Raw genomic sequence first — 22,238 nt, 5'->3', positions numbered from 1 at the left:
TCACCCTAACCCTCTCCCTCAGGGAGAGGGAACCGATCGGCGCTGTCTGTACTCCCTCAGGCTGAAAACAATTCCTCGCCCTATTTTCCTCCAGGCTTCTTTAAGGTGAGGAGAAAAGACCTTACCTGCCCGACACTACATTGTCTCCCTCACCTTTTCTCCCTCGCCCCTCCGGGGAGAGGGCCGGGGTGAGGGGAAAAGGCCGCACTAATCCCCGATTTTCTGCTATCCTGCCCCCGCACTAAGGGGGCAGTATGCTAAACATCGTACTTTACGAACCAGAAATTCCGCCAAACACTGGCAACATCATCCGTCTTTGCGCTAATACCGGCTTTCGTCTGCATATCATCGAACCGATGGGATTTGCCTGGGACGATAAGCGCCTGCGCCGCGCGGGGCTGGACTATCACGAGTTTACTGCAGTTACGCGTCATCATGACTATAGCGCGTTCCTTAGAGCAGAAAATCCCCAGCGTCTGTTTGCCCTCACCACTAAAGGCACACCCGCCCATAGCGCCGTAAGCTATCAGGATGGCGACTATCTGATGTTCGGCCCGGAAACACGCGGCCTGCCAGCAAGCATTCTTGATGTCCTGCCCGCTGAACAAAAAATTCGGATTCCGATGGTGCCGGACAGCCGCAGCATGAACCTGTCCAATGCAGTGTCGGTCGTGGTGTATGAAGCCTGGCGGCAGTTGGGATATCCGGGAGCGGTGTTGAGAGATTAGTTACGCCAGGCCGGATAAGATGCGGTTAGCATCGCATCCGGCACGAGCACAGGACGTCAGATCCCATCCCCATACTCAAACGTATGGTGAATGCCGTTGAAATGCTGATCCATATCCATTGACGGTTTATCGCTGTCTGGTTTACCGACGATACGCGCCGGAACGCCAGCAGCGGTGGTATGCGGCGGCACTGGTTGCAGCACGACAGAACCCGCGCCAATCTTCGCGCCGCGCCCAACTTCAATATTGCCGAGAATTTTCGCGCCCGCGCCAATCATCACGCCTTCACGAATTTTTGGGTGACGGTCGCCGCTGGTTTTGCCCGTACCGCCAAGGGTGACGGATTGCAGAATCGACACATCGTTTTCAATCACCGCTGTTTCACCAACGACGATGCCTGTCGCGTGGTCGAGCATGATACCGCGACCAATTTTTGCCGCCGGGTGAATATCCACCTGAAAAGTCACAGACACCTGATTTTGCAGGAAAATAGCCAGTGCGCGACGCCCCTGATTCCACAGCCAGTGACCGATGCGATACGCCTGCAAGGCATGAAAACCTTTCAGGTATAACAAGGGGGTTGAGTATTTATCAACTGCCGGGTCGCGGGTGCGCACCGCCTGAATATCGCAGGCCGCAGAAGCGATCATTTCAGGGTCGGCGGCGTAGGCTTCTTCAACGACTTCACGAATAGCAATAGCAGGCATAATCGGCGATGACAGCTTGTTCGCCAGCATATAGCTCAGTGCACTGCCAAGATTCTCGTGCTTGAGTAGCGTTGCGTGGTAAAAACTGGCCAGCATTGGCTCACAGTCCGCCAGCGTTCTGGCTTCCGATTTAATATTGTTCCAGACAATTTCCAGTTCTTCACACGACATTGCTTACTCCACACGATGAGATAATGACCGGCTCGTTCTGCGCGAGCCGGGTCATAGCGGTAACAAAGGTTCCCTGGGTTTAGTGGCTGCTTCGCTCGTCCTTGCGTGCACGACCTAATAACGTCAATGCTGCCTCGCGCGCGTTTTTTCCGCAATATAATACTTGATAAATTTCCTCGGTTATTGGCATTTCAACGCCGAAGCGGTGCGCCAGTTCGCGGACTTCTTTCGTATTGCGGTAGCCTTCCACCACCTGACCAATCTTCTCTTGCGCGCTTTGTACATCCATGCCCTGACCGAGCATCATGCCAAAACGGCGGTTCCGCGACTGGTTGTCGGTGCAGGTAAGTACCAGATCGCCCAGACCTGCCATGCCCATAAAGGTGGCAGGATCGGCGCCCAGCGCCGTGCCCAGACGCGACATTTCAGCCAGACCACGGGTGATCAGCGCCGTTCGCGCATTCGCCCCGAAACCGATACCGTCGGACATGCCGGCACCGATCGCAATGACGTTTTTCACCGCGCCGCCAAGCTGCACGCCAATGAAATCCGGGTTGCTGTAAACGCGGAAACTTTTGCCGCAGTGCAGCAGTTGCTGGAGGTCATCAGCAAAGGTTTGATCGGTAGAGGCCAGCGAAATGGCCGTTGGTAAACCCGCCGCCAGTTCTTTCGCAAAAGTCGGGCCAGAGATAACCGCCAGTGGAATTTGATCGCCTAACGCCTCGCGCGCTACGTCCTGTAACAGACGCCCTGTTTCCGCTTCCAGTCCTTTTGTCGCCCACACCAGACGCGCATCAGGGCGCAGCAGCGGTTTAATCTGGCGCAGCACTTCACCAAAGACATGGCTGGGTACGACGACGAGAATATTACGGCTGGCTGCCAGTGCGGTGGCGAGATCGCTTTCAAGGTGAAGCGTATCGGGAAAAGGCACATCGGGGAGAAACGCGGCGTTACAGCGGTCGCGTTCAAGCGTCGCGATATGTTCAGGGTCATGGCCCCAGAGGACAACCTCGTGGCCATTTCTTGCCAGGGTGATGGCAAGAGCGGTGCCGTACGAGCCGGCACCGATCACAGTCATTGAAGCATTACGTTGGTTCATCAGGCATCCTGATGTTCTTCAGTACCTTCGCCAGCCTGCTGCTGCAAATAGTTCATGAACAGCGCATCGAAGTTAACCGGCGCAAGGTTCAGTTGCGGGAACGTACCGCGAGATACCATGCTGGTGATGCATTCACGAGCATACGGGAACAGAATGTTCGGGCAGTATGCGCCCAGGCAATGTGCCATCTGGGTGCCTTCGATACCCGCGATGGAGAAAATACCGCCCTGCTGAACTTCGCACAGGAACGCGGTTTCTTCGCCCAGGGATGCCGTTACGGTAACACGCAGTACCACTTCGTAAACGTCATCTGCCAGTTGAGAAGATGCCGTATCCAGATCAAGTTTAACTTCTGGCTGCCAATCTTTCTGGAAAACGTGCGGCGCGTTCGGCGCTTCGAAAGAAATATCCTTGGTATAAATACGCTGGATCTGGAAGGTCATTTCGGTGTTGTTTTGTTCTGACATGTGTAGAAAACCCTTAAGTGTTGTCCTTAAATACTGCGCAGTGTAATGCCAACGTTAATACGTTATTTCAGCAGGGGATCCAGTCCACCACGTGCATCCAATGCATACAAGTCGTCACAGCCGCCAATGTGCTGTGCGTCAATAAAAATTTGCGGAACCGTGGTGCGACCACTGCGTTTGATCATCTCTTCACGCTTAGCGGCGTTGCCATCAATCGGTAGCTCCTGGAAACTTACGCCCTTGCTGCTCAGCAGTGCTTTTGCACGATGGCAATACGGGCAGGTTTCTTTGGTATAGATTTCAACATTGGCCATAACTTAGCTCCTGTTTTTTTACCCTGAAATTTCATATTGCAGGGCGGCTGCAAAATGGAGTGTCCCCAGAAGCTTATATCAATAAGTCGCTGGGGGTCTAATTGCAGCTAACTGCCTGCGGCATGAAAGATGGCAGGTAAATTATTTGCCGCGCACCAGAGGCAAGTTTTCGCCAGCCCAGCCAGCGACGCCTTCTTTCAGCACGAATACTTGCGCAAAACCCGCTTTCGTCAGCGCGTTTGCAGGCTCCTGGCACTGCATACCAGAACCGTCTACCACGATAACCGGTTTGTCTTTGTGCTTCTCAAGTTCACCAACATTGTTGGCTTTGATTTCGCTCGGCAACAAATTGATAGAACCTGCGATATGGCCTTTACGGAAGTCATCACGCTGGCGTAAATCCACAACCACTGCGTCTTCTTTGTTGATCAGACGCGTAGCTTCACCACGAGTAATTACCTTCACTTTTGAGGTCAAGCTCTTAAACGTAGTAACAAGAACCGCCACCAGTAACGCGATCCAGGCGATACTCAGTATGGGATGACGGCCAACAAATTGCATAATTTCTTGCATGGGGGGTAATAACTCCCGACGTAGTGATTAAAAACCAGGGAAGGAGTATACCTGCGCGTTGCGGCAAATACAGCCAGCGCGTGCACCGGAATGCAATTTTGCGGCACGCTACGAAAAAAAATTGCAAATCTGGCATCGGCTTGCCGCGAGCGGTCGTATATTTTGATCTTCAGAGGCTATTTTATCGATTCAGCTGTAGTAAAATTACGCAAATTTTGACTCTTGAGTATGAGGTTGTCGCAATGTCGGTTTCTAAAAAACCTATGGTACTGGTGATTCTGGATGGCTATGGCTATCGTGAAGAACAACAGGATAACGCCATTTTTAGTGCTAAAACCCCGGTAATGGATGCACTGTGGGCCAATCGTCCGCATACCCTGATCGACGCTTCCGGTCTGGAAGTCGGTCTGCCTGACCGTCAGATGGGTAACTCCGAAGTAGGCCACGTTAACCTGGGTGCCGGCCGCATCGTGTATCAGGACCTGACTCGTCTGGACGTTGAAATCAAAGATCGCGCTTTCTTCGCTAACCCGGTGCTGACTGGTGCGGTAGATAAAGCGAAAAACGCGGGCAAAGCGGTACACATTATGGGTCTGCTCTCCGCAGGCGGCGTACACAGCCACGAAGATCACATCATGGCGATGGTAGAGCTGGCGGCTGAACGTGGTGCAGAGAAAATCTACCTGCACGCATTCCTTGACGGTCGCGACACCCCGCCGCGCAGTGCTGAATCTTCGCTGAAAAAATTCGAAGAGAAATTTGCCGCGCTGGGTAAAGGTCGCGTAGCGTCCATCATTGGTCGTTACTACGCGATGGATCGCGATAACCGTTGGGATCGCGTTGAAAAAGCTTATGACCTGCTGACTCTGGCGCAAGGTGAGTTCCAGGCTGATACCGCCGTTGCTGGTTTGCAGGCCGCTTATGCTCGCGACGAAAACGACGAGTTTGTGAAAGCGACCGTTATCCGTGCTGAAGGCCAGCCAGATGCAGCGATGGAAGACGGCGATGCGCTGATTTTCATGAACTTCCGCGCTGACCGCGCACGTGAAATCACTCGTGCATTCGTGAACGCTGATTTCGACGGCTTCGCGCGTAAGAAAGTGGTTAACATCGATTTCGTGATGCTGACCGAATACGCCGCTGACATCAAAACTGCCGTTGCTTACCCACCAGCCTCTCTGGTTAACACCTTCGGCGAGTGGATGGCGAAAAACGATAAAACTCAGCTGCGTATTTCCGAAACCGAAAAATATGCCCACGTCACTTTCTTCTTCAACGGTGGCGTAGAAGAGTCGTTCAAAGGCGAAGATCGCATTCTGATCAACTCGCCGAAAGTGGCTACCTACGATCTGCAGCCGGAAATGAGCTCCGCAGAGCTGACCGAAAAACTGGTTGCTGCCATCAAGAGCGGCAAATACGACACCATTATCTGTAACTATCCGAACGGAGACATGGTAGGTCACACCGGGGTGATGGAAGCAGCAGTTAAAGCAGTTGAAGCACTGGATCACTGCGTGGCAGAAGTGACCAAAGCTGTTGAGTCTGTGGGTGGACAACTGCTGATCACCGCTGACCACGGTAACGCTGAACAGATGCGCGATCCGGCTACGGGTCAGGCTCACACGGCGCATACCAACCTGCCAGTTCCGCTGATTTATGTTGGCGATAAGAACGTGAAAGCGGTTGAAGGCGGCAAACTTTCTGACATCGCGCCGACCATGCTCTCTTTAATGGGTATGGAAATCCCGCAAGAGATGACTGGTAAGCCGCTGTTCATCGTGGAATAATCCCTCCCCATGAGGGGAAAGGCGATTAATACCATGACACGGGCCACGAAACCGCGCAGGTTTGCAGTCAGGCCCATCATTTACGCCAGCGTTCTTTGCGCTGGCGTATTGTTGTGCACTTTTTCTGCCCACGCGGATGACCGCGACCAACTCAAGTCTATTCAGGCTGATATCGCTGCCAAAGAGCGTGCGGTACGCCAACAACAGCAACAACGCTCAAGCCTGCTGGCACAATTGAAAAAGCAGGAAGAGGCGATCTCCGAAGCCACTCGTAAACTGCGCGAAACGCAAAATACGCTCAATCAACTGAATAAACAGATTGATGAGATGAACGCCTCGATTGCCAAACTGGAACAGCAAAAAGCTGCTCAGGAACGCAGTCTCGCCGCGCAACTGGACGCCGCATTTCGCCAGGGTGAGCATACGGGTATACAGCTGATTCTCAGCGGTGAAGAAAGCCAGCGCGGTCAGCGTTTACAGGCTTATTTCGGCTATCTCAACCAGGCGCGACAAGAAACCATCGCCGAACTGAAGCAAACACGTGCAGAAGTCGCCATGCAGCGCGCCGAACTGGAAGAGAAACAGAGCGAGCAACAAACGCTGTTATACGAACAACGCGCCCAGCAGGCGAAGCTGACCCAGGCGCTGAACGAGCGTAAGAAGACGCTGGCAGGGCTGGAATCTTCCATTCAACAAGGTCAGCAGCAGCTAAGTGAACTGCGCGCTAACGAATCTCGTCTGCGCAATAGCATTGCTCGTGCAGAAGCGGCAGCGAAAGCGCGTGCTGAACGAGAAGCGCGTGAGGCTCAGGCTGTTCGCGACAGGCAAAAAGAAGCGACGCGCAAAGGCACCACCTACAAACCTACCGAAAGCGAAAAATCGCTGATGTCCCGAACCGGTGGTCTGGGTGCGCCGCGTGGTCAGGCATTCTGGCCGGTTCGCGGGCCGACGCTGCATCGCTATGGCGAACAGCTACAGGGCGAACTGCGCTGGAAAGGGATGGTTATTGGTGCCTCTGAAGGTACTGAAGTTAAAGCGATTGCCGATGGTCGGGTGATTCTGGCTGACTGGCTGCAAGGCTACGGTCTGGTGGTGGTGGTTGAGCACGGTAAAGGCGACATGAGCCTTTATGGCTATAATCAGAGCGCACTGGTGAGCGTTGGTTCGCAGGTTCGCGCGGGTCAGCCAATTGCACTGGTGGGCAGCAGTGGCGGTCAGGGTCGACCCTCACTCTATTTCGAAATTCGCCGCCAGGGTCAGGCGGTCAATCCACAACCGTGGTTGGGAAGATAAGTTTTGTTTCCATTTCGTCGTAACGTTCTTGCATTTGCCGCTCTGTTGGCTCTCTCCTCCCCTGTATTTGCTGGCAAACTTGCCATCGTCATTGATGATTTTGGTTATCGCCCGCACAACGAAAACCAGGTGCTGGCGATGCCCTCCGCTATCTCTGTCGCCGTGTTACCTGACTCGCCACACGCCAGAGAGATGGCAACCAAAGCGCATAACAGCGGTCACGAAGTATTGATTCATCTACCGATGGCACCGTTGAGTAAGCAGCCGCTGGAGAAAAATACGCTGCGCCCGGAGATGAGCAGCGACGAGATTGAGCGCATTATTCGCAGTGCGGTCAATAACGTGCCCTATGCCGTGGGGATCAACAACCACATGGGCAGCAAGATGACCTCTAACCTTTTTGGTATGCAGAAAGTGATGCAGGCGCTGGCGCGTTACAATCTTTACTTCCTCGACAGTGTGACTATCGGTAATACCCAGGCGATGCGCGCCGCACAAGGTACTGGCGTAAAAGTCATCAAACGGAAAGTGTTTCTCGATGATTCCCAGAACGAAGCGGACATCCGTATGCAGTTCAATCGCGCAATTGACCTGGCGCGTCGCAACGGTTCAACCATCGCCATTGGTCATCCTCACCCTTCAACAGTTCGCGTATTGCAACAGATGGTTTATAACCTGCCGCCAGACATTACGCTGGTGAAAGCCAGCAGCTTGCTGAATGAACCGCAGGTCGATACGTCTACACCGCCGAAGAACACTGTGCCCGACGCACCGCGTAATCCGTTCCGTGGAGTGAAGCTGTGTAAACCGAAGAAACCGCTGGAACCGGTTTATGCTAATCGCTTCTTTGAAGTATTAAGCGAAAGCATCAGCCAGAGCACGCTGATCGTTTACTTCCAGCATCAGTGGCAGGGCTGGGGCAAACAGCCCGAAGCGGCGAAGTTTAACGCTAGCGCAAATTAAAGGCGCTGCGCGTAATGCGATGGTGCGACCGTGTTTTGTCGCGCCATTGCCATAAGCGGAAAGACCACAGTAATGCCTGATAACCCACCTTTACGCTGCGGACATTAGTAATCAGACGCTTATACATGCCGGAAGTAAATATCTCGGCAATCATCCGCTGGCGGGTAATAATATCCGGTTCTTTGCGCACCGCATGGCAAACGCGCAATGCTTCGTAAGTTATTTGTTGATGAAATTCCGGATAAATCATAATTTTGTCGGCATAATTTCTATTTAATTTCTCCAGCAGGCGGGTAATTTTAATATAGTGCCGTTGATAATTAAGATTTTTATTTCCTTGTCGATTCAACCGACTCACTGACGTATTATGCAGATAATATTTATATAACGATTGTTCGGTATATCGCGCACGCAGCGCGTTAAACATAAATTCTGTTGTCCAGACAATATCCTGATGATGCAATCCAGCAATAAATTTAATGTTATTTTTTACAATAACATCTCGGCGATAAACACCCATCCAGACAACGTGAGTCCAGCGGCGAGAAGAAAGTCCCATCCGCAGCCAGTCCGGGCCGGTTAATACGCCGGTTGAGCGAAGGCGATCGGTGGGGATGGATTGCCAGGTTTCCCCCGTTTCACGAAAACACCAGTCAGCATTGCACTGCGCCACATCGAGATCGTCCTCTAACGCCATTGTCATCAGCGTTTCGTACATGGTGGGATAGACTTCATCATCAGCATCGACAAAAGCAACATATTTGCCCGTCGCTGCCTCGATCCCGCGATTACGCGCCACCGATGCTCCAGCATTCGCCTGATGCAACAAACGAACGTGAGGAAAGTTTTCTGCGTAATGCTTTGCTATTTCAACAGAATTATCCGTTGAGCCATCGTTAATAATAATGATTTCCAGAGCAGTCCAGGTTTGCGCAATTAAAGATTCCATACAAGTGCGGAAATCATCGCCCGCATTATATAACGGGATAATAACACTAAGTTTATTGGTGCTGTTCATCATAAATTACCGACGGCCTCTGAAGTTACCCTAACGTTGTACAGACTTTGTATTAAGAAACCATTAAGCCTGTGAGATATTATTTTTACAGGTGAGAGAGTCACTTCAGGCTAGAGAGATAATGAGAACAGCTATATAAGAGATCAGCGCAATTACGATATCTTTATTACACTGACAGGATTTTACATATTTAACAGATTATCCTCAGATAAAAGGGCTGGAATACCAGCCCTTATTCGTGTTAATCCCAGCTCAGGATAACTTTCCCGGACTGGCCTGAACGCATAGCGTCGAAGCCCTTCTGGAAATCATCGATGGAGAAACGATGGGTAATGATTGGCGAGAGATCGAGGCCAGACTGAATCAGCGCCGCCATCTTGTACCAGGTTTCAAACATCTCACGACCGTAAATGCCTTTAATGAACAAGCCTTTAAAGATCACTTTTGTCCAGTCGATCGACATGTCAGAAGGTGGAATACCTAGCATCGCAATACGGCCACCGTGGTTCATGGTGTCGAGCATGGTACGAAACGCTGGCGGCGCACCGGACATTTCCAGACCGACATCAAAACCTTCGGTCATGCCTAGCTCCGCCATCACGTCATTGAGATTTTCTTTCGCGACGTTAACTGCACGCGTAATACCCATTTTGCGCGCCAGTTCGAGACGATATTCATTAACGTCGGTGATAACCACATTACGCGCGCCGACATGTTTCGCCACCGCCGCCGCCATAATACCAATCGGGCCTGCACCAGAAACCAGAACATCTTCGCCCACTAAATCAAACGACAGTGCCGTGTGTACAGCATTTCCGAACGGATCGAAAATTGCGGCTAAGTCGTCGGAGATATTGTCGGGGATTTTGAAGGCGTTGAACGCCGGAATCACCAGATATTCGGCGAAGCAGCCCGGACGGTTAACGCCGACGCCGATCGTGTTGCGGCACAGATGGGTACGACCACCACGGCAGTTACGGCAATGACCGCAGGTGATATGACCTTCGCCAGACACGCGATCGCCAATCTGGAAGCCTTTCACTTCCTGACCAATGCCCACCACTTCACCAACATACTCATGGCCCACGACCATCGGCACCGGGATGGTTTTTTGCGACCACTCATCCCAGTTATAGATGTGAACGTCAGTCCCGCAGATGGCTGTTTTACGGATTTTAATCAGCAGATCGTTATGCCCGAGTTCCGGTACAGGAACGTCAGTCATCCAGATGCCCTCTTCCGCTTTCAGTTTGGATAACGCTTTCATCTCACATCCTCACTCAGGCAATTACGCCCAGTTGTTTACCAATACGCGTGAACGCTTCTACCGCACGCGTAATTTGCTCAGGAGTATGCGCCGCAGACATCTGGGTACGAATACGCGCCTGACCTTTCGGTACGACCGGATAGAAGAACCCGGTGACGTAAATACCCTCTTTTTGCAGCTCGCGGGCAAATTTCTGCGCCACTACTGCATCGCCAAGCATGACCGGAATAATGGCGTGATCGGCACCCGCCAGGGTAAAGCCCGCCGCCGACATTTGCTCACGGAACTGACGCGCGTTAGCCCACAGGCGGTCACGCAGTTCGCTGCCCGCTTCGACCATCTCCAGCACTTTAATGGAAGCGGCGACAATCGCTGGTGCCAGCGAGTTGGAGAACAGGTACGGACGAGAACGCTGGCGCAGCCACTCAACCACTTCTTTGCGCGCAGCAGTGTAACCACCAGAAGCACCGCCTAAGGCTTTACCCAGCGTGCCGGTGATAATATCGACACGACCCATCACATCGCAGTATTCATGGGAACCACGACCGTTTTCACCGACAAAACCAACCGCGTGGGAGTCATCCACCATCACCAGCGCATCGTAAATATCTGCCAAATCGCAAACGCCTTTCAGGTTGGCAATCACGCCGTCCATCGAGAACACGCCGTCGGTGGCAATCAGCACATGTCGCGCTCCGGCTTCACGCGCTTCTTTTAAACGCGCTTCCAGCTCCTGCATATTGTTGTTGGCATAGCGATAACGTTTGGCTTTGCACAGACGCACACCATCAATAATAGACGCGTGGTTCAGTGCGTCGGAGATAATGGCGTCTTCCGCGCCCAGCAGCGTTTCAAACAGGCCGCCGTTGGCATCAAAACAGGAAGAGTAGAGAATCGCATCTTCCATACCCAGGAATGCCGCCAGTTTCTGCTCAAGCTCTTTATGGCTATCCTGAGTACCGCAGATAAAACGTACCGAAGCCATGCCAAAACCATGAGAATCCATTCCCGCTTTTGCCGCCGCAATCAGCTCTGGATGGTTCGCCAGCCCAAGATAGTTGTTGGCACAAAAGTTGATGACGTGGCTTCCATCAGCCACAGTGATGTCTGCTTGCTGCGCAGACGTGATAATGCGCTCTTCTTTAAACAACCCTTCCGCCCGTGCGGTTTCCAGGTCGTTGGTTAACTGCTGATAAAATTCTCCACGCATTGCGATTCTCCAGACAGGGCAAATTCCAGCACATATTACCCAAACTTATAGGTCGCGACGAGATGACGCGTTAACACTTCTGCAAAATTTAGAATAAATAACGCCCATTACTCTCACTTTCGGCGAATGGCTGAAGCCAACGTCGTGTAGTGATATGATAGAAGTATTCGTGTCTGAGATTGTCTCTGACTCCATAATTCGAAGGTTACAGTTATGATCATCGTTACCGGCGGCGCGGGCTTTATCGGCAGCAACATCGTTAAGGCCCTGAATGATAAAGGCATCACCGATATTCTGGTGGTGGACAACCTGAAAGACGGCACCAAGTTTGTGAACCTGGTGGATCTGAATATCGCGGACTATATGGATAAGGAAGACTTCCTGATCCAGATTATGGCTGGCGAAGAGTTCGGCGATGTCGAAGCGATTTTCCACGAAGGCGCGTGCTCATCCACCACCGAGTGGGATGGCAAGTATATGATGGATAACAACTATCAATACTCCAAAGAGCTGCTGCACTACTGCCTGGAGCGCGAAATTCCGTTCCTGTATGCATCTTCCGCAGCGACCTATGGCGGACGCACCTCCGACTTTATTGAATCCCGCGAATACGAAAAACCACTTAACGTCTACGGTTACTCAAAATTCCTGTTTGATGAATATGTTCGTCAGATTCTGCCAGAAGCGAACTCGCAGATTGTTGGTTTCCGTTATTTCAACGTTTATGGGCCGCGTGAAGGTCATAAAGGCAGCATGGCGAGCGTCGCTTTCCATCTCAACACTCAACTTAACAACGGTGAATCACCGAAGCTGTTCGAAGGTAGCGAGAACTTCAAACGCGACTTCGTCTACGTGGGCGACGTGGCAGATGTGAATCTGTGGTTCCTGGAAAATGGCGTTTCCGGCATCTTCAACCTCGGCACTGGTCGTGCTGAATCCTTCCAGGCAGTAGCAGATGCAACACTGGCTTATCACAAGAAGGGTCAGATCGAATACATTCCGTTCCCGGATAAACTGAAAGGCCGCTATCAGGCGTTCACTCAGGCGGATCTGACTAATCTGCGCGCGGCGGGTTACGACAAACCGTTCAAAACCGTTGCTGAAGGTGTAACGGAATATATGGCCTGGCTGAATCGCGACGCGTAACTATGAAGATTTTGGTGATAGGCCCGTCTTGGGTTGGCGACATGATGATGTCGCAAAGTCTCTATCGCACGCTCCAGGCGCGCTATCCCCAGGCGATAATCGACGTGATGGCACCGGCATGGTGCCGTCCGTTATTATCGCGGATGCCGGAAGTTAACGAAGCTATCCCTATGCCTCTCGGTCACGGTTCGCTGGAAATCGGCGAACGCCGCAAGCTGGGACATAGCCTGCGCGATAAACGTTACGACCGCGCCTACGTCTTACCCAACTCCTTTAAATCTGCATTAGTGCCTTTCTTCGCAGGTATTCCTCATCGCACCGGCTGGCGTGGTGAAATGCGCTACGGTTTGCTCAACGATGTGCGCGTGCTTGATAAAGAAGACTGGCCGCTAATGGTGGAACGCTATGTCGCGCTGGCCTATGACAAAGGCGTAATGCGTACCGCACAAGATCTACCAAAACCGTTGTTATGGCCGCAATTGCAGGTGAGCGAAGGTGAAAAATCGTATACCTGTAACCAATTTTCCCTCTCATCAGAACGTCCGATGATTGGCTTTTGCCCAGGAGCGGAGTTTGGCCCGGCAAAACGCTGGCCGCACTACCACTACGCAGAGCTGGCAAAGCAGCTAATTGATGAAGGTTATCAGGTGGTTCTGTTTGGTTCGGCGAAAGATCATGAAGCGGGCAATGAGATACTCGCCGCACTGAATACTGAGCAGCAGGCATGGTGTCGTAATCTGGCGGGAGAAACGCAGCTTGATCAAGCCGTTATTCTGATTGCGGCCTGCAAAGCCATTGTCACCAACGATTCTGGTCTGATGCACGTCGCAGCGGCACTGAATCGTCCGCTGGTCGCACTGTATGGGCCAAGCAGCCCGGACTTTACGCCGCCGCTTTCTCATAAAGCGCGAGTCATTCGTCTGATTACTGGCTACCACAAAGTGCGTAAAGGCGATGCCGCAGAAGGGTATCACCAGAGTCTGATCGACATTACTCCCCAGCGCGTACTGGAAGAACTCAACGCACTGTTGTTACAAGAGGAAGCCTGACGGATGCGGGTTCTTATCGTCAAAACATCGTCGATGGGCGATGTCCTCCATACGCTGCCCGCGCTAACCGATGCGCAGCAGGCAATCCCTGGAATAACGTTTGATTGGGTGGTGGAAGAAGGTTTTGCGCAGATCCCTTCCTGGCACGCCGCCGTTGAACGGGTTATTCCGGTAGCGATACGCCGCTGGCGTAAAGCGTGGTTTTCTGCCCCTATTAAAGCGGAGCGGAAAGCGTTTCGTGAAACGCTACAGGCAGAAAACTATGATGCGATTATTGATGCGCAAGGGCTGGTAAAAAGCGCAGCACTGGTGACGCGTCTGGCGCATGGCATTAAGCATGGAATGGACTGGCAAACCGCTCGCGAACCACTGGCAAGCCTGTTTTACAATCGCAAACATCATATTGCAAAACAGCAGCACGCCGTAGAGCGCACCCGTGAGCTGTTCGCCAAAAGCCTGGGTTACAGCAAACCACAGACTCAGGGCGACTATGCCATTGCGCAGCATTTCCTGGCTAACCCGCCGGCGGATGCTGGCGAATACGCCGTATTTCTTCATGCGACGACCCGTGATGATAAACACTGGCCGGAAGAACACTGGCGAGAATTAATTGGCTTGCTGGCAGATTCAGGGATTCGCATTAAACTTCCCTGGGGCGCACCACATGAAGAAGCGCGAGCGAAAAGGCTGGCGGAAGGATTTGATTATGTCGACGTATTGCCGAAGATGAGTCTGGAAGGTGTTGCCAGCGTGCTGGCTGGGGCGAAATTCGTGGTTTCGGTGGATACGGGATTAAGCCATTTAACTGCGGCTCTGGATAAACCTAATATCACTGTATATGGATCGACCGATCCGGGATTAATTGGCGGGTATGGGAAGAATCAGGTGGTTTGTAGGGCGCCAGATAAAGATCTCGCTCATCTGACTGCAGAGACAGTATTAAAAAAAATCAATTCCTGATTAACACATTATATATTATTTAAGATGGTGGATAAGCAATGTTAACAGCCTCGCTGGTGCTGCGTAATAAAGAGAACTGGAAACCATACTGGAATAAAGCGTTGGTATTTCTCTTTATTGCAACCTTTTTCCTTGATGGTATTACCCGCTATAAGCATATCATATCAGTATTAATGATCATCACGGTAATCTATCAAATTTCTCGTGCTCCAGGAACATTTAAAGCACTCTATAAAAATAATCTTTTTTATAGTGTCATAGCACTGTCGCTCATTCTTTTATATGCCACATTCATATCACCTGACCTGAAAATAAGTTTTAAAGAATTCAGTAACACGGTACTTAAAGGATTTTTGGCATATAGTTTACTTATACCCGCATTATTAAAAGATGAAGATAATGAAAGCATCGGTAAAATTATACTATACTCATTAGTTACCGGACTTGGGTTGCGCTGCTTTGTTGAAATTATTCTTTATATTCAAGATTATAATAAAGGGATAATGCCATTTACGACCTATGAACACCGTAGTATTTCCGACTCAATGGTGTTTCTGTTTCCTGCATTATTAAACCTTTGGCTTATCAAGAAAACATCTTATAAAATAGGTTTTATAATTTTTAGTGCAATTTTCTTGTTTCTGCTTTTAGGAACGCTCTCCCGTGGTGCGTGGCTGGCTGTATTCATTGTTACTCTACTATGGTTAATCTTAAATCGTCAGTGGAAATTACTGATGCTGACGTCCATCGTCATTTCTGTTGCAGCGGCGTGTGTATTTGTCTATAAAGCTGATCATGCTGATAAAGATAGACTTATTTATAAACTTCAACAGACCGACAGTTCTTATCGCTATACCAATGGTACACAGGGTACGGCGTGGACATTAATTATGGAAAATCCGCTTAAGGGATATGGCTACGGCGATGATATTTACCATGCAATATATAATAAGCGTGTCGTAGATTTTCCTTCATGGAAGTTCAGGCAATCTATTGGACCACACAACGTTGTTTTGTCAATTTGGTTTGCAGCAGGTTTAGCTGGACTACTCGCTTTACTTTATCTGTATGGCTCTATTATCAAAGAAACAGCTAATGCAACATTTAAAAAAGTTGTGGCTACGCCTTATAATGGTCAATTACTACTATTTTTAACTCTTGTAGGTTTTTATATTATTCGCGGAAACTTCGAGGAAGTTGATCTTAAACCAATTGGCTTGATTGTTGGTTTACTGTTAGCAATGCGGAATAAATAAAAAAAGCCTGCCTGACATTAAGTTCAGGCAGGCTCTTAAAATCAAATAATTGTTTAACCAAACCAGTCTTGCATTTGTGCTTCAAAGCACTGAGTTACATGTTCCCAGCTATATTTTGAGAAAACAAAATTCTGGGCATTTTCAGCAATTTGTCCTCTGTCAGCATCAGCTAAAACTCGCTTAATATCCGCGAGAATGCTTTCAGATGTCATAGGCTCTGCAAGGTGATAGCCTGTAATTCCTTCCAGAACAAACTCACTAATTCCACCTTTTTGACTGGCAAGTACAGGTTTACCTGCCGCCATCGCTTCAACAGCTACCATACAAAAAGCCTCTTCTACCTGAGAAGGCACAACAACTAAATCTGCTAAACGGTAATAGTTATGCATCTGCTCTGGTGACTGTCCACCCACCATAATGCATGTTGCACCAATAGTTTTCGCTGCCTCCAGAACTTTTTTCTGATATTCAGCTTTTTCACCTTTTTTACTGGCAAAAGGATCACCGACGATCACCAGTTTGAGGTTATCTTGTGTCTTATTAAGCTGATTAAAAGCCTCCATAAGCATCAGGCAACCTTTATCTGGCGATATCCTTCCTGCAAATAATAGCACAGTATCATTCGCATCAATGTTCAGCTTCTGCCTCAAATCTTCAGTATTATTTTGTCTGTACGATTCAGAACAAAAACCATTAGGCACAATAGCAATATTTGCATCAGGCATTTTTTCCGAATAGAAATCGAATAGAAACTGGCTAGGAACAATTATCTTAGCATTTTTGTCTAACTGACCTGGCTCGAAAGCATTATGAAAATGCATAACTAACTGCGCTTGAGGACTTCTGTCACGAATCTGTTTATACAGCTTCATGCTATTGTGGATAACAATAACAGACTCTTTCAGATCAGCATTTTTAGGTTGGGTATTTAAAATACGCTGAGAATACGGCATAGGATCAAGTCGAGTCCACTTTTGGAAAAGTCGTTTATAGACTCGACTAAAACTAATGTAATGAATATCACAATTATCATTTACTTTTGTATAGGTCGGGTAACCATCATTTCGAATACAGGCGATAGTTGCTGGAATCGAAAGTCTTTTTGCGACCTGATAAATCCACGTTTCAACCGCTGCAGCTCCTTTTGGCGGTATAGAAAATATTGGCGTGACGGTAAATATTATTTTTTTAATCATTATTAAACAACCCCAATATTTTTATAAAATAACGTAAAAGTATAAAAGATATTAGCTTATTTTTCCAAACTACAAGACTCTTCAATTTCTGATGCTTTCATAAATGGAATAATATCATATTGAATCGCTGTATCATCAGATAAATTATATATGTTAATATCTTCAACATTGTCACGCATAAAGCGGAAAAACGGTAAGATTTTGAATAAATCTCTACTCAACTCCGAAGGCATAGGATTCTTATCTTCGTCATAGAAACGCGAACAACTACCCGTTAAATCCAGGCCGGAACAAATGACCCGCGCATACTTCAGTGAATATGCTATTTGGATTGCAGCAAAGGCAATAGTATGGCATGAGCAATAACCAAGACTAATGTCCTTGCAAAATCCAACCAGACGACCTTTTTTAGACAACGGTACAGAGATCAGCAGTTCTTTGTGAATTTGGCTCAAAATATTAAATTTAATCTTCTTTATAAAACCACCTTTTTCCCGGCGATAAAAAGACCGTAATATAAGACAGTTCTGGCGGATATAAAGTTTATCTTCTTCGGAGGCGTGTTCATAAACGTCAACGTTTACGATGGTATAACGACTTCTCTGGCTAAAATTATAAAAATCATCACGACGCTGATGTAAAAAACGAACATCTGTAAGTACATAAATAAAGGGAACAATATTATGACTTAACAGATATTGCGCAGAACCATTGACAGCAATAATATCCTTTGCACGTAATACCGACAAAGGCGTCTTTTGCGATGTGGGACCAGATAGAAAAATAATAACATCATCAGATGTTTTACTTTTAATCAGGTTTTCAACATCCGTTTTGTCAATGTATCGAATATTCTTCATGATAAACCTGTGAAATAAATAACTCCGTATAAAAATGCCTAACGAAGACGCGTAATGGTGGGATATTTCTGCTTTAGCGTGCTGGTTTTCCTTTCAAACGCCGCATAATATTGCGCATTTTTTTACGATAAACTAAAAGATAATAACCTAGATCCTTAATCTCATTTTTAATACCGTAATGACGCTCTAAATCTATACGGTCTTTCGCTTTCCGTTGCGCTGAAGCACGTTTCCCAGAGAGATCAATAATTCGAACTTCACCATTTTTAATAATGAAGTTACCACGATGAGGATCACCAGAGACCATACCATGTTGATGCAAAGAATGAATTGATTGCTGAATTTTATTTTTTAACTCGTTATCAATATTGGGTATATCACATAACTCTACACCATCAATATACTCGATCAGCATGATATATGTATGGACAAATCGTAAAGTTTTTCGCTCTGCTAATAAATAAAAATCATTGAGAGTATGTAATCCTTCATTTCGCACTTTTTGGGTTTGTTCAAAAAGGCGTTCGTAATAATCTCCTTTTAATAGAGATTTAAAAAAACGCTCGTTGCGTTTAATTTTGGGAGAAAAGACCTTAAGCACCAACTTACCGTAATCGGTGTCAATAAGCATGACTTTTGTATCATCAATAGAACGAAACACTTTGATGATCTTAATATTATAAGACAAAAAGTCATTTAATACATTGAGGTACTTTGAATTGTTGTCATCAGTAAAAACAACAAAATCTTTAACCTTATTTTTCTGAATCATGATAAGCCAATTAAAAGTTATTTACTGTAATATTTTCGGTAAAGATAACGAACCCCTGCTATAATGCCAGTTACGTAATGATGCTGAACTAACAAATGCTTATATCTTTTCTTAAATTCGATAACTGATTTTGCATCTCTGGGGGAATCATTTTTCCATGGCGAGTTATCTAACGCTATTTTAAAGTATTTTACAGATGGATAAATTGCCCATTTATGCCACGGTTTAGTTGCCCCTGTATAATGGATGAGAAGCGTGTTTTCTGTAATCAACTTTTTATAGTTCTGATGTGTTTTATCTTTTAATTCGCTTTTAATGGTATAAATAGTATTGAATTCACGAGGCAAAAATATTGTCATCCCTTTCAATAAAACATTCATAACATCTTGATCGGGATATTTATAAACATTATCTTTACTCATAAGAATAGATAACGCTTTTTCTGTTAGTTTTGCATTGGCCCATTTTTTTAAGTCTAAATAAACCACTCCTGAATTAAAGTAGCGCCCCCTTAGTTCAGGATCAGACAACCTGGATACCGCCTTTTCCTGCATTGGCTCAACATCTTTAACAACAGCAGCCACCGCTCCGTTTAAATCCAGATGAAGTAATTGGCTAATATCACCCTTACAAACAACATCCGCATCAAGATAAAGTAAACGATCAAGCGTCAGACCCAATAATTGAAACGCAAACAAACGAAAGTACATTGCTCTTGACCAGACCTGTGTACAAGGCAAGCACTGAAGCTTATCAGTATTAATTCTATAAAGCGTGATTCTTAATTGGTATTGCCTTGCAAGTTTTTCGACCTTTTGAAAAAAATCATCATTATAAACATCAGCAATAATATAAAAATCAAGATTAATATGTCGATTATTTAGGACAATTGATGTGATAGAAATACCTACACCATCAAGATAATTAGCATCGACACCATAGGCAACATTTAAACATTCAGAAGTATTTTTATTAGTTAGCCTAAAATCCCAGGCTTTAACTTTATCTATCTCTATGGCAGGAAATGAGTCCACAAGGCTACCCTTATATCATTACTTTATAGATTCCCAGTTTAATGCTTTATCTTTTCAATAAAATACAAAAGATAATTGCTAAATCCTTTTATATATCTATGCTTTTTCAGCATATGTTTTGCGCTATACCTTAATTGATTGCTATTGTTTGGTTTCAGCAACGCCGTATTCTTCCATGGCGAAGCATTTTTTGCCTCCATAAAGGCTTGTGATACAGGATAATCCCAGGCCCAATCATGCCAGGGCTTGGTCGGACCAATATAATGGATAAAAATAGTATCGCTGGTTACTGGATTTTTAAAACTTTCTTTGAGTTGGTAATTTAAGCTAAACTGGGTATTGTATTTTATATCAGAAAAAATAAGTTTATCTGCCAGTAGCATATTTAATACATCCTGATCAGGATGTGTTATTTTTTTTACTATCTCCGGATCATTTAACATTGCAATGGCTCGTGCAGAAACCTGCTCAACTGCCCATTGGTGAGTATTGATCAATAAAAAACCAGAGTTAAAATAACCTTTAGCAATCCCCACAACACCTAACGAATGTGCACGTTTTTCCCACCAGTCATTTTGTCCTTCGGTAACAACCATTGCGACTGTATGATCAGGAAACGTAAAATTAATAAGTGGTTCTATAGTTCCCTGACAAATGATATCTGCATCCAGATATAGAACTTTAGGTGTTTTATTAATAAAGTAATCTGCAATAATAAAGCGAAAATAGATTGCATGAGTCCAGTTCTTGGTACTTGGCAATGAACGGAGCCGATCGCCATTAATTAAATATACCTTAATCCTGGTTTTGTATTGCTGAGCCAGAGCATCAAAATATTTTCGATCATCTTCACAAAAATAGTCTGTGAAAATATGGAAACATAAGCGATTTCCTTCATTATATTTTAATATTGAAGCAATCGAAATTCCGCAACCAAAAAGAAAATTCTTGTCAGTTCCATAAGCAATATCCAGACAAAGACTTTCTGTTTCTACTTTATAATTGTAATCAATAACTGAATTGAGAAACTCAGTCTCCTGGAAAAAAACCTGCTGCATCATTTCCTCCGGGAAATAACAGAAATAATTATCTTGTGTAATCTGTCATAATATTTCTGCTGGTAAAATTTATCGATCGACGCAGGAATTTTTTCATGTTCGATGAGAATTTCACCGGCTATGTATTTATTGAGAAGAGAAACAAAACTGGTCATATCACCCGGTTGATATAAATGACCATTAACATCAGGCTGGATGATGTCAGCAGGCCCGGAGACACAATCTGCACTGATACAAGGAATCCCCCACGATAAGGCTTCAAGCAGAGTCATCGGGAAACCTTCAAAAGATGACGTGAGTAATAACGCACTCACTTTTTTAATATCCTGCTGAACTAATTCCCAGGGATGTTGTTGCCAACCATACCAGACAATTCGATCATCAATATTTAACTCTCTACCATAAGCCTGGCATTTTTCGAAATCGGAACCATCACCCAATACATGAAGTTTCCAGTCACCTTGCACTTGTGATAAGCCATCAAGCAGATCTTTTACTCGTTTCTGACCTTCGAATTTCATGCGTCCGACATAAATGAAGGTTGCCGTTTCGCCTTCTTCGGGTGCTGGAATGACTGAATCTTTCGCTTCGACAGGGTTAAAAATAACGTTTATCGTCGGTTCTGGTACACCCCGGTTAATCATTTGTTGTTTAATACCGGAGCTGATTGCTAAATGATAGTCGGCACAGGTGATATATTCAGCATGTTTTTTATGATCTAAAGAAAAATGCGGCCATGAAAATACAGGTACATCAACTCCAGATTTTTTACGCGCTTTTTCCGCATACAAACATGAGATCACATCAATACAAATAACAACATCTGGCTGATAATTCTGAAGCCATTTGCTTAAAGCATGAATATGCTTCGCGCGACGTAAAAAACCTAAGCGAATGTTGGAAAATGAACACGAGTACTTAATACCTTCCAGCCATCCCTTATCCATTTTGTCATTCCGGCAAAAGAAAAACATTTCACTTTGGATATGTTGTTGTCTGAAGGTGGTAATAACATCTCGAATGACTGTTTCCATACCACCAAACCCTGAAACAGCTTCGCCGATAAACGCTATTTTCATAGGAACTCTCATTAATTGAGTAAAACTCACTGTTTTAACGGTTTTATTTGTCTATAAAATCAGAAACAATTGTTGACATCATTTTATCAGGACTGAATTTATATAAACTATCATAATCCATTGGTTTAACAGATGAGTTAATAAAATACTCTAACTTATCCCAATCATCATGACCTATTATAAAAAAGCGAGACTCACTATAGATTTCTGAATCAAGTATATTTATATTGT

General features: G+C 46.6%; 22 protein-coding genes and 1 pseudogene. 8 read left to right on the top strand and 15 right to left on the bottom strand.

Annotation, left to right across the window (positions count from 1 at the left end; genetic code table 11):
- Positions 1-254: 254 nt before the first annotated feature.
- Entirely contained in the window at positions 255-728 is a 474-nt protein-coding gene (gene trmL / locus EQY_RS0100360) for a tRNA (uridine(34)/cytosine(34)/5-carboxymethylaminomethyluridine(34)-2'-O)-methyltransferase TrmL (protein WP_000932360.1), read from the top strand.
- A 56-nt stretch (positions 729-784) separates the two neighbouring features.
- Here trmL and cysE read toward each other — a convergent pair whose 3' ends face one another.
- The 5 genes from cysE to EQY_RS0100335 all read right to left on the bottom strand — a co-directional run bounded on the left by cysE (position 785) and on the right by EQY_RS0100335 (position 4,059).
- Positions 785-1,606, bottom strand: a complete 822-nt coding sequence (cysE, locus tag EQY_RS0100355; protein WP_001277569.1) for a serine O-acetyltransferase — start codon at positions 1,604-1,606, stop codon at positions 785-787.
- 79 nt (positions 1,607-1,685) lie between these two features.
- Entirely contained in the window at positions 1,686-2,705 is a 1,020-nt protein-coding gene (gene gpsA / locus EQY_RS0100350; protein WP_001076187.1) for an NAD(P)H-dependent glycerol-3-phosphate dehydrogenase, read from the bottom strand.
- The gene (gene secB / locus EQY_RS0100345; protein WP_000003377.1) at positions 2,705-3,172 is read right to left on the bottom strand and encodes a protein-export chaperone SecB; all 468 of its coding nucleotides are present in this window, start codon (positions 3,170-3,172) and stop codon (positions 2,705-2,707) included. Before secB ends, gpsA begins: the two co-directional genes overlap by 1 nt.
- Positions 3,173-3,234: 62 nt before the next feature.
- Positions 3,235-3,486: a glutaredoxin 3 gene (gene grxC, locus EQY_RS0100340; RefSeq protein WP_000024392.1), complete on the bottom strand. Its 252-nt coding sequence runs from the start codon at positions 3,484-3,486 to the stop codon at positions 3,235-3,237.
- Positions 3,487-3,627: 141 nt separating this feature from the next.
- Entirely contained in the window at positions 3,628-4,059 is a 432-nt protein-coding gene (locus EQY_RS0100335) for a rhodanese-like domain-containing protein (RefSeq protein WP_001156181.1), read from the bottom strand.
- A gap of 242 nt (positions 4,060-4,301) precedes the next feature.
- On the opposite strand from EQY_RS0100335, the gene gpmM reads away from it, so the two are divergent.
- Genes gpmM through EQY_RS0100320 form a run of 3 tightly spaced genes read left to right on the top strand, consistent with a single transcriptional unit; the run spans position 4,302 to position 8,102 of the window.
- Complete coding sequence (gene gpmM / locus EQY_RS0100330) at positions 4,302-5,846, top strand: 2,3-bisphosphoglycerate-independent phosphoglycerate mutase (RefSeq protein ID WP_010344487.1); 1,545 nt, start codon at positions 4,302-4,304, stop codon at positions 5,844-5,846.
- 33 nt (positions 5,847-5,879) lie between these two features.
- On the top strand, positions 5,880-7,139 hold the full coding sequence (envC, locus tag EQY_RS0100325; protein ID WP_016159958.1) for a murein hydrolase activator EnvC: 1,260 nt from the start codon (positions 5,880-5,882) through the stop codon (positions 7,137-7,139).
- 3 nt (positions 7,140-7,142) lie between these two features.
- Positions 7,143-8,102, top strand: a complete 960-nt coding sequence (locus EQY_RS0100320) for a divergent polysaccharide deacetylase family protein (protein WP_000483819.1) — start codon at positions 7,143-7,145, stop codon at positions 8,100-8,102.
- Here EQY_RS0100320 and waaH read toward each other — a convergent pair.
- The 3 genes from waaH to kbl all read right to left on the bottom strand — a co-directional run bounded on the left by waaH (position 8,089) and on the right by kbl (position 11,597).
- Positions 8,089-9,123, bottom strand: coding sequence for a UDP-glucuronate:LPS(HepIII) glycosyltransferase (gene waaH / locus EQY_RS0100315; RefSeq protein ID WP_000982070.1), 1,035 nt, complete (start codon positions 9,121-9,123; stop codon positions 8,089-8,091). The genes EQY_RS0100320 and waaH overlap by 14 nt on opposite strands.
- A gap of 238 nt (positions 9,124-9,361) precedes the next feature.
- Positions 9,362-10,387: an L-threonine 3-dehydrogenase gene (gene tdh, locus EQY_RS0100310; RefSeq protein WP_000646026.1), complete on the bottom strand. Its 1,026-nt coding sequence runs from the start codon at positions 10,385-10,387 to the stop codon at positions 9,362-9,364.
- Positions 10,388-10,400: 13 nt separating this feature from the next.
- The gene (gene kbl, locus EQY_RS0100305) at positions 10,401-11,597 is read right to left on the bottom strand and encodes a glycine C-acetyltransferase (protein WP_001213853.1); all 1,197 of its coding nucleotides are present in this window, start codon (positions 11,595-11,597) and stop codon (positions 10,401-10,403) included.
- 213 nt (positions 11,598-11,810) lie between these two features.
- On the opposite strand from kbl, the gene rfaD reads away from it, so the two are divergent.
- The 4 genes from rfaD to rfaL are packed head-to-tail and all read left to right on the top strand — an operon-like array spanning position 11,811 to position 16,008.
- A complete protein-coding gene (gene rfaD / locus EQY_RS0100300) occupies positions 11,811-12,743 on the top strand; it encodes an ADP-glyceromanno-heptose 6-epimerase (protein ID WP_000587764.1) in 933 nt (310 codons plus the stop codon).
- 2 nt (positions 12,744-12,745) lie between these two features.
- On the top strand, positions 12,746-13,792 hold the full coding sequence (gene rfaF / locus EQY_RS0100295) for an ADP-heptose--LPS heptosyltransferase RfaF (RefSeq protein WP_000699258.1): 1,047 nt from the start codon (positions 12,746-12,748) through the stop codon (positions 13,790-13,792).
- A 3-nt stretch (positions 13,793-13,795) separates the two neighbouring features.
- Positions 13,796-14,752, top strand: a complete 957-nt coding sequence (rfaC, locus tag EQY_RS0100290; RefSeq protein WP_001264626.1) for a lipopolysaccharide heptosyltransferase RfaC — start codon at positions 13,796-13,798, stop codon at positions 14,750-14,752.
- Between the two features lie 38 nt (positions 14,753-14,790).
- Complete coding sequence (gene rfaL / locus EQY_RS0100285) at positions 14,791-16,008, top strand: O-antigen ligase RfaL (RefSeq protein WP_000954421.1); 1,218 nt, start codon at positions 14,791-14,793, stop codon at positions 16,006-16,008.
- 53 nt (positions 16,009-16,061) lie between these two features.
- Here rfaL and EQY_RS0100280 read toward each other — a convergent pair whose 3' ends face one another.
- From EQY_RS0100280 to EQY_RS0100250, 7 genes and pseudogenes are all read right to left on the bottom strand, one after another.
- A complete protein-coding gene (locus EQY_RS0100280) occupies positions 16,062-17,204 on the bottom strand; it encodes a lipopolysaccharide N-acetylglucosaminyltransferase (protein ID WP_000591809.1) in 1,143 nt (380 codons plus the stop codon).
- Between the two features lie 56 nt (positions 17,205-17,260).
- Positions 17,261-18,064, bottom strand: a complete 804-nt coding sequence (gene waaZ, locus EQY_RS0100275) for a 3-deoxy-D-manno-oct-2-ulosonate III transferase WaaZ (RefSeq protein WP_000790311.1) — start codon at positions 18,062-18,064, stop codon at positions 17,261-17,263.
- Between the two features lie 73 nt (positions 18,065-18,137).
- Positions 18,138-18,836 (bottom strand): lipopolysaccharide core heptose(II) kinase RfaY, encoded by a 699-nt coding sequence (gene rfaY / locus EQY_RS0100270; protein ID WP_000615184.1) that lies wholly within the window; start codon positions 18,834-18,836, stop codon positions 18,138-18,140.
- A gap of 17 nt (positions 18,837-18,853) precedes the next feature.
- The gene (rfaJ, locus tag EQY_RS0100265; protein WP_000376847.1) at positions 18,854-19,870 is read right to left on the bottom strand and encodes a lipopolysaccharide 1,2-glucosyltransferase RfaJ; all 1,017 of its coding nucleotides are present in this window, start codon (positions 19,868-19,870) and stop codon (positions 18,854-18,856) included.
- Positions 19,871-19,908: 38 nt separating this feature from the next.
- Positions 19,909-20,928, bottom strand: a complete 1,020-nt coding sequence (waaO, locus tag EQY_RS0100260; protein ID WP_001188024.1) for a lipopolysaccharide 3-alpha-galactosyltransferase — start codon at positions 20,926-20,928, stop codon at positions 19,909-19,911.
- Entirely contained in the window at positions 20,928-22,007 is a 1,080-nt protein-coding gene (waaB, locus tag EQY_RS0100255) for a lipopolysaccharide 1,6-galactosyltransferase (protein ID WP_000683965.1), read from the bottom strand. Before waaB ends, waaO begins: the two co-directional genes overlap by 1 nt.
- 43 nt (positions 22,008-22,050) lie before the next feature.
- Positions 22,051-22,238: pseudogene (locus EQY_RS0100250) on the bottom strand (lipopolysaccharide biosynthesis protein); the annotation flags it as partial.

Origin of the sequence: Escherichia sp. TW14182 (genome assembly GCF_000208525.1) — a bacterium.
Classification (GTDB): Bacteria; Pseudomonadota; Gammaproteobacteria; order Enterobacterales; family Enterobacteriaceae; genus Escherichia; species Escherichia ruysiae.
Note: the sequence above shows the minus strand (reverse complement) of the source record. Positions and strands in the feature narration are given on the sequence as shown.

Coding starts and splice junctions, on each gene's coding strand:
- waaO (WP_001188024.1), bottom strand. CDS start 20,928: ATGCAGCAGGTTTTTTTCCAGGAGACTGAGTTTCTCAATTCAGTTATT.
- gpsA (WP_001076187.1), bottom strand. CDS start 2,705: ATGAACCAACGTAATGCTTCAATGACTGTGATCGGTGCCGGCTCGTAC.
- EQY_RS0100280 (WP_000591809.1), bottom strand. CDS start 17,204: ATGATTAAAAAAATAATATTTACCGTCACGCCAATATTTTCTATACCG.
- grxC (WP_000024392.1), bottom strand. CDS start 3,486: ATGGCCAATGTTGAAATCTATACCAAAGAAACCTGCCCGTATTGCCAT.
- secB (WP_000003377.1), bottom strand. CDS start 3,172: ATGTCAGAACAAAACAACACCGAAATGACCTTCCAGATCCAGCGTATT.
- tdh (WP_000646026.1), bottom strand. CDS start 10,387: ATGAAAGCGTTATCCAAACTGAAAGCGGAAGAGGGCATCTGGATGACT.
- waaZ (WP_000790311.1), bottom strand. CDS start 18,064: ATGAAGAATATTCGATACATTGACAAAACGGATGTTGAAAACCTGATT.
- EQY_RS0100335 (WP_001156181.1), bottom strand. CDS start 4,059: ATGCAAGAAATTATGCAATTTGTTGGCCGTCATCCCATACTGAGTATC.
- rfaY (WP_000615184.1), bottom strand. CDS start 18,836: ATGATTCAGAAAAATAAGGTTAAAGATTTTGTTGTTTTTACTGATGAC.
- waaB (WP_000683965.1), bottom strand. CDS start 22,007: ATGAAAATAGCGTTTATCGGCGAAGCTGTTTCAGGGTTTGGTGGTATG.
- waaH (WP_000982070.1), bottom strand. CDS start 9,123: ATGATGAACAGCACCAATAAACTTAGTGTTATTATCCCGTTATATAAT.
- rfaD (WP_000587764.1), top strand. CDS start 11,811: ATGATCATCGTTACCGGCGGCGCGGGCTTTATCGGCAGCAACATCGTT.
- gpmM (WP_010344487.1), top strand. CDS start 4,302: ATGTCGGTTTCTAAAAAACCTATGGTACTGGTGATTCTGGATGGCTAT.
- trmL (WP_000932360.1), top strand. CDS start 255: ATGCTAAACATCGTACTTTACGAACCAGAAATTCCGCCAAACACTGGC.
- rfaF (WP_000699258.1), top strand. CDS start 12,746: ATGAAGATTTTGGTGATAGGCCCGTCTTGGGTTGGCGACATGATGATG.
- cysE (WP_001277569.1), bottom strand. CDS start 1,606: ATGTCGTGTGAAGAACTGGAAATTGTCTGGAACAATATTAAATCGGAA.
- kbl (WP_001213853.1), bottom strand. CDS start 11,597: ATGCGTGGAGAATTTTATCAGCAGTTAACCAACGACCTGGAAACCGCA.
- rfaC (WP_001264626.1), top strand. CDS start 13,796: ATGCGGGTTCTTATCGTCAAAACATCGTCGATGGGCGATGTCCTCCAT.
- envC (WP_016159958.1), top strand. CDS start 5,880: ATGACACGGGCCACGAAACCGCGCAGGTTTGCAGTCAGGCCCATCATT.
- rfaL (WP_000954421.1), top strand. CDS start 14,791: ATGTTAACAGCCTCGCTGGTGCTGCGTAATAAAGAGAACTGGAAACCA.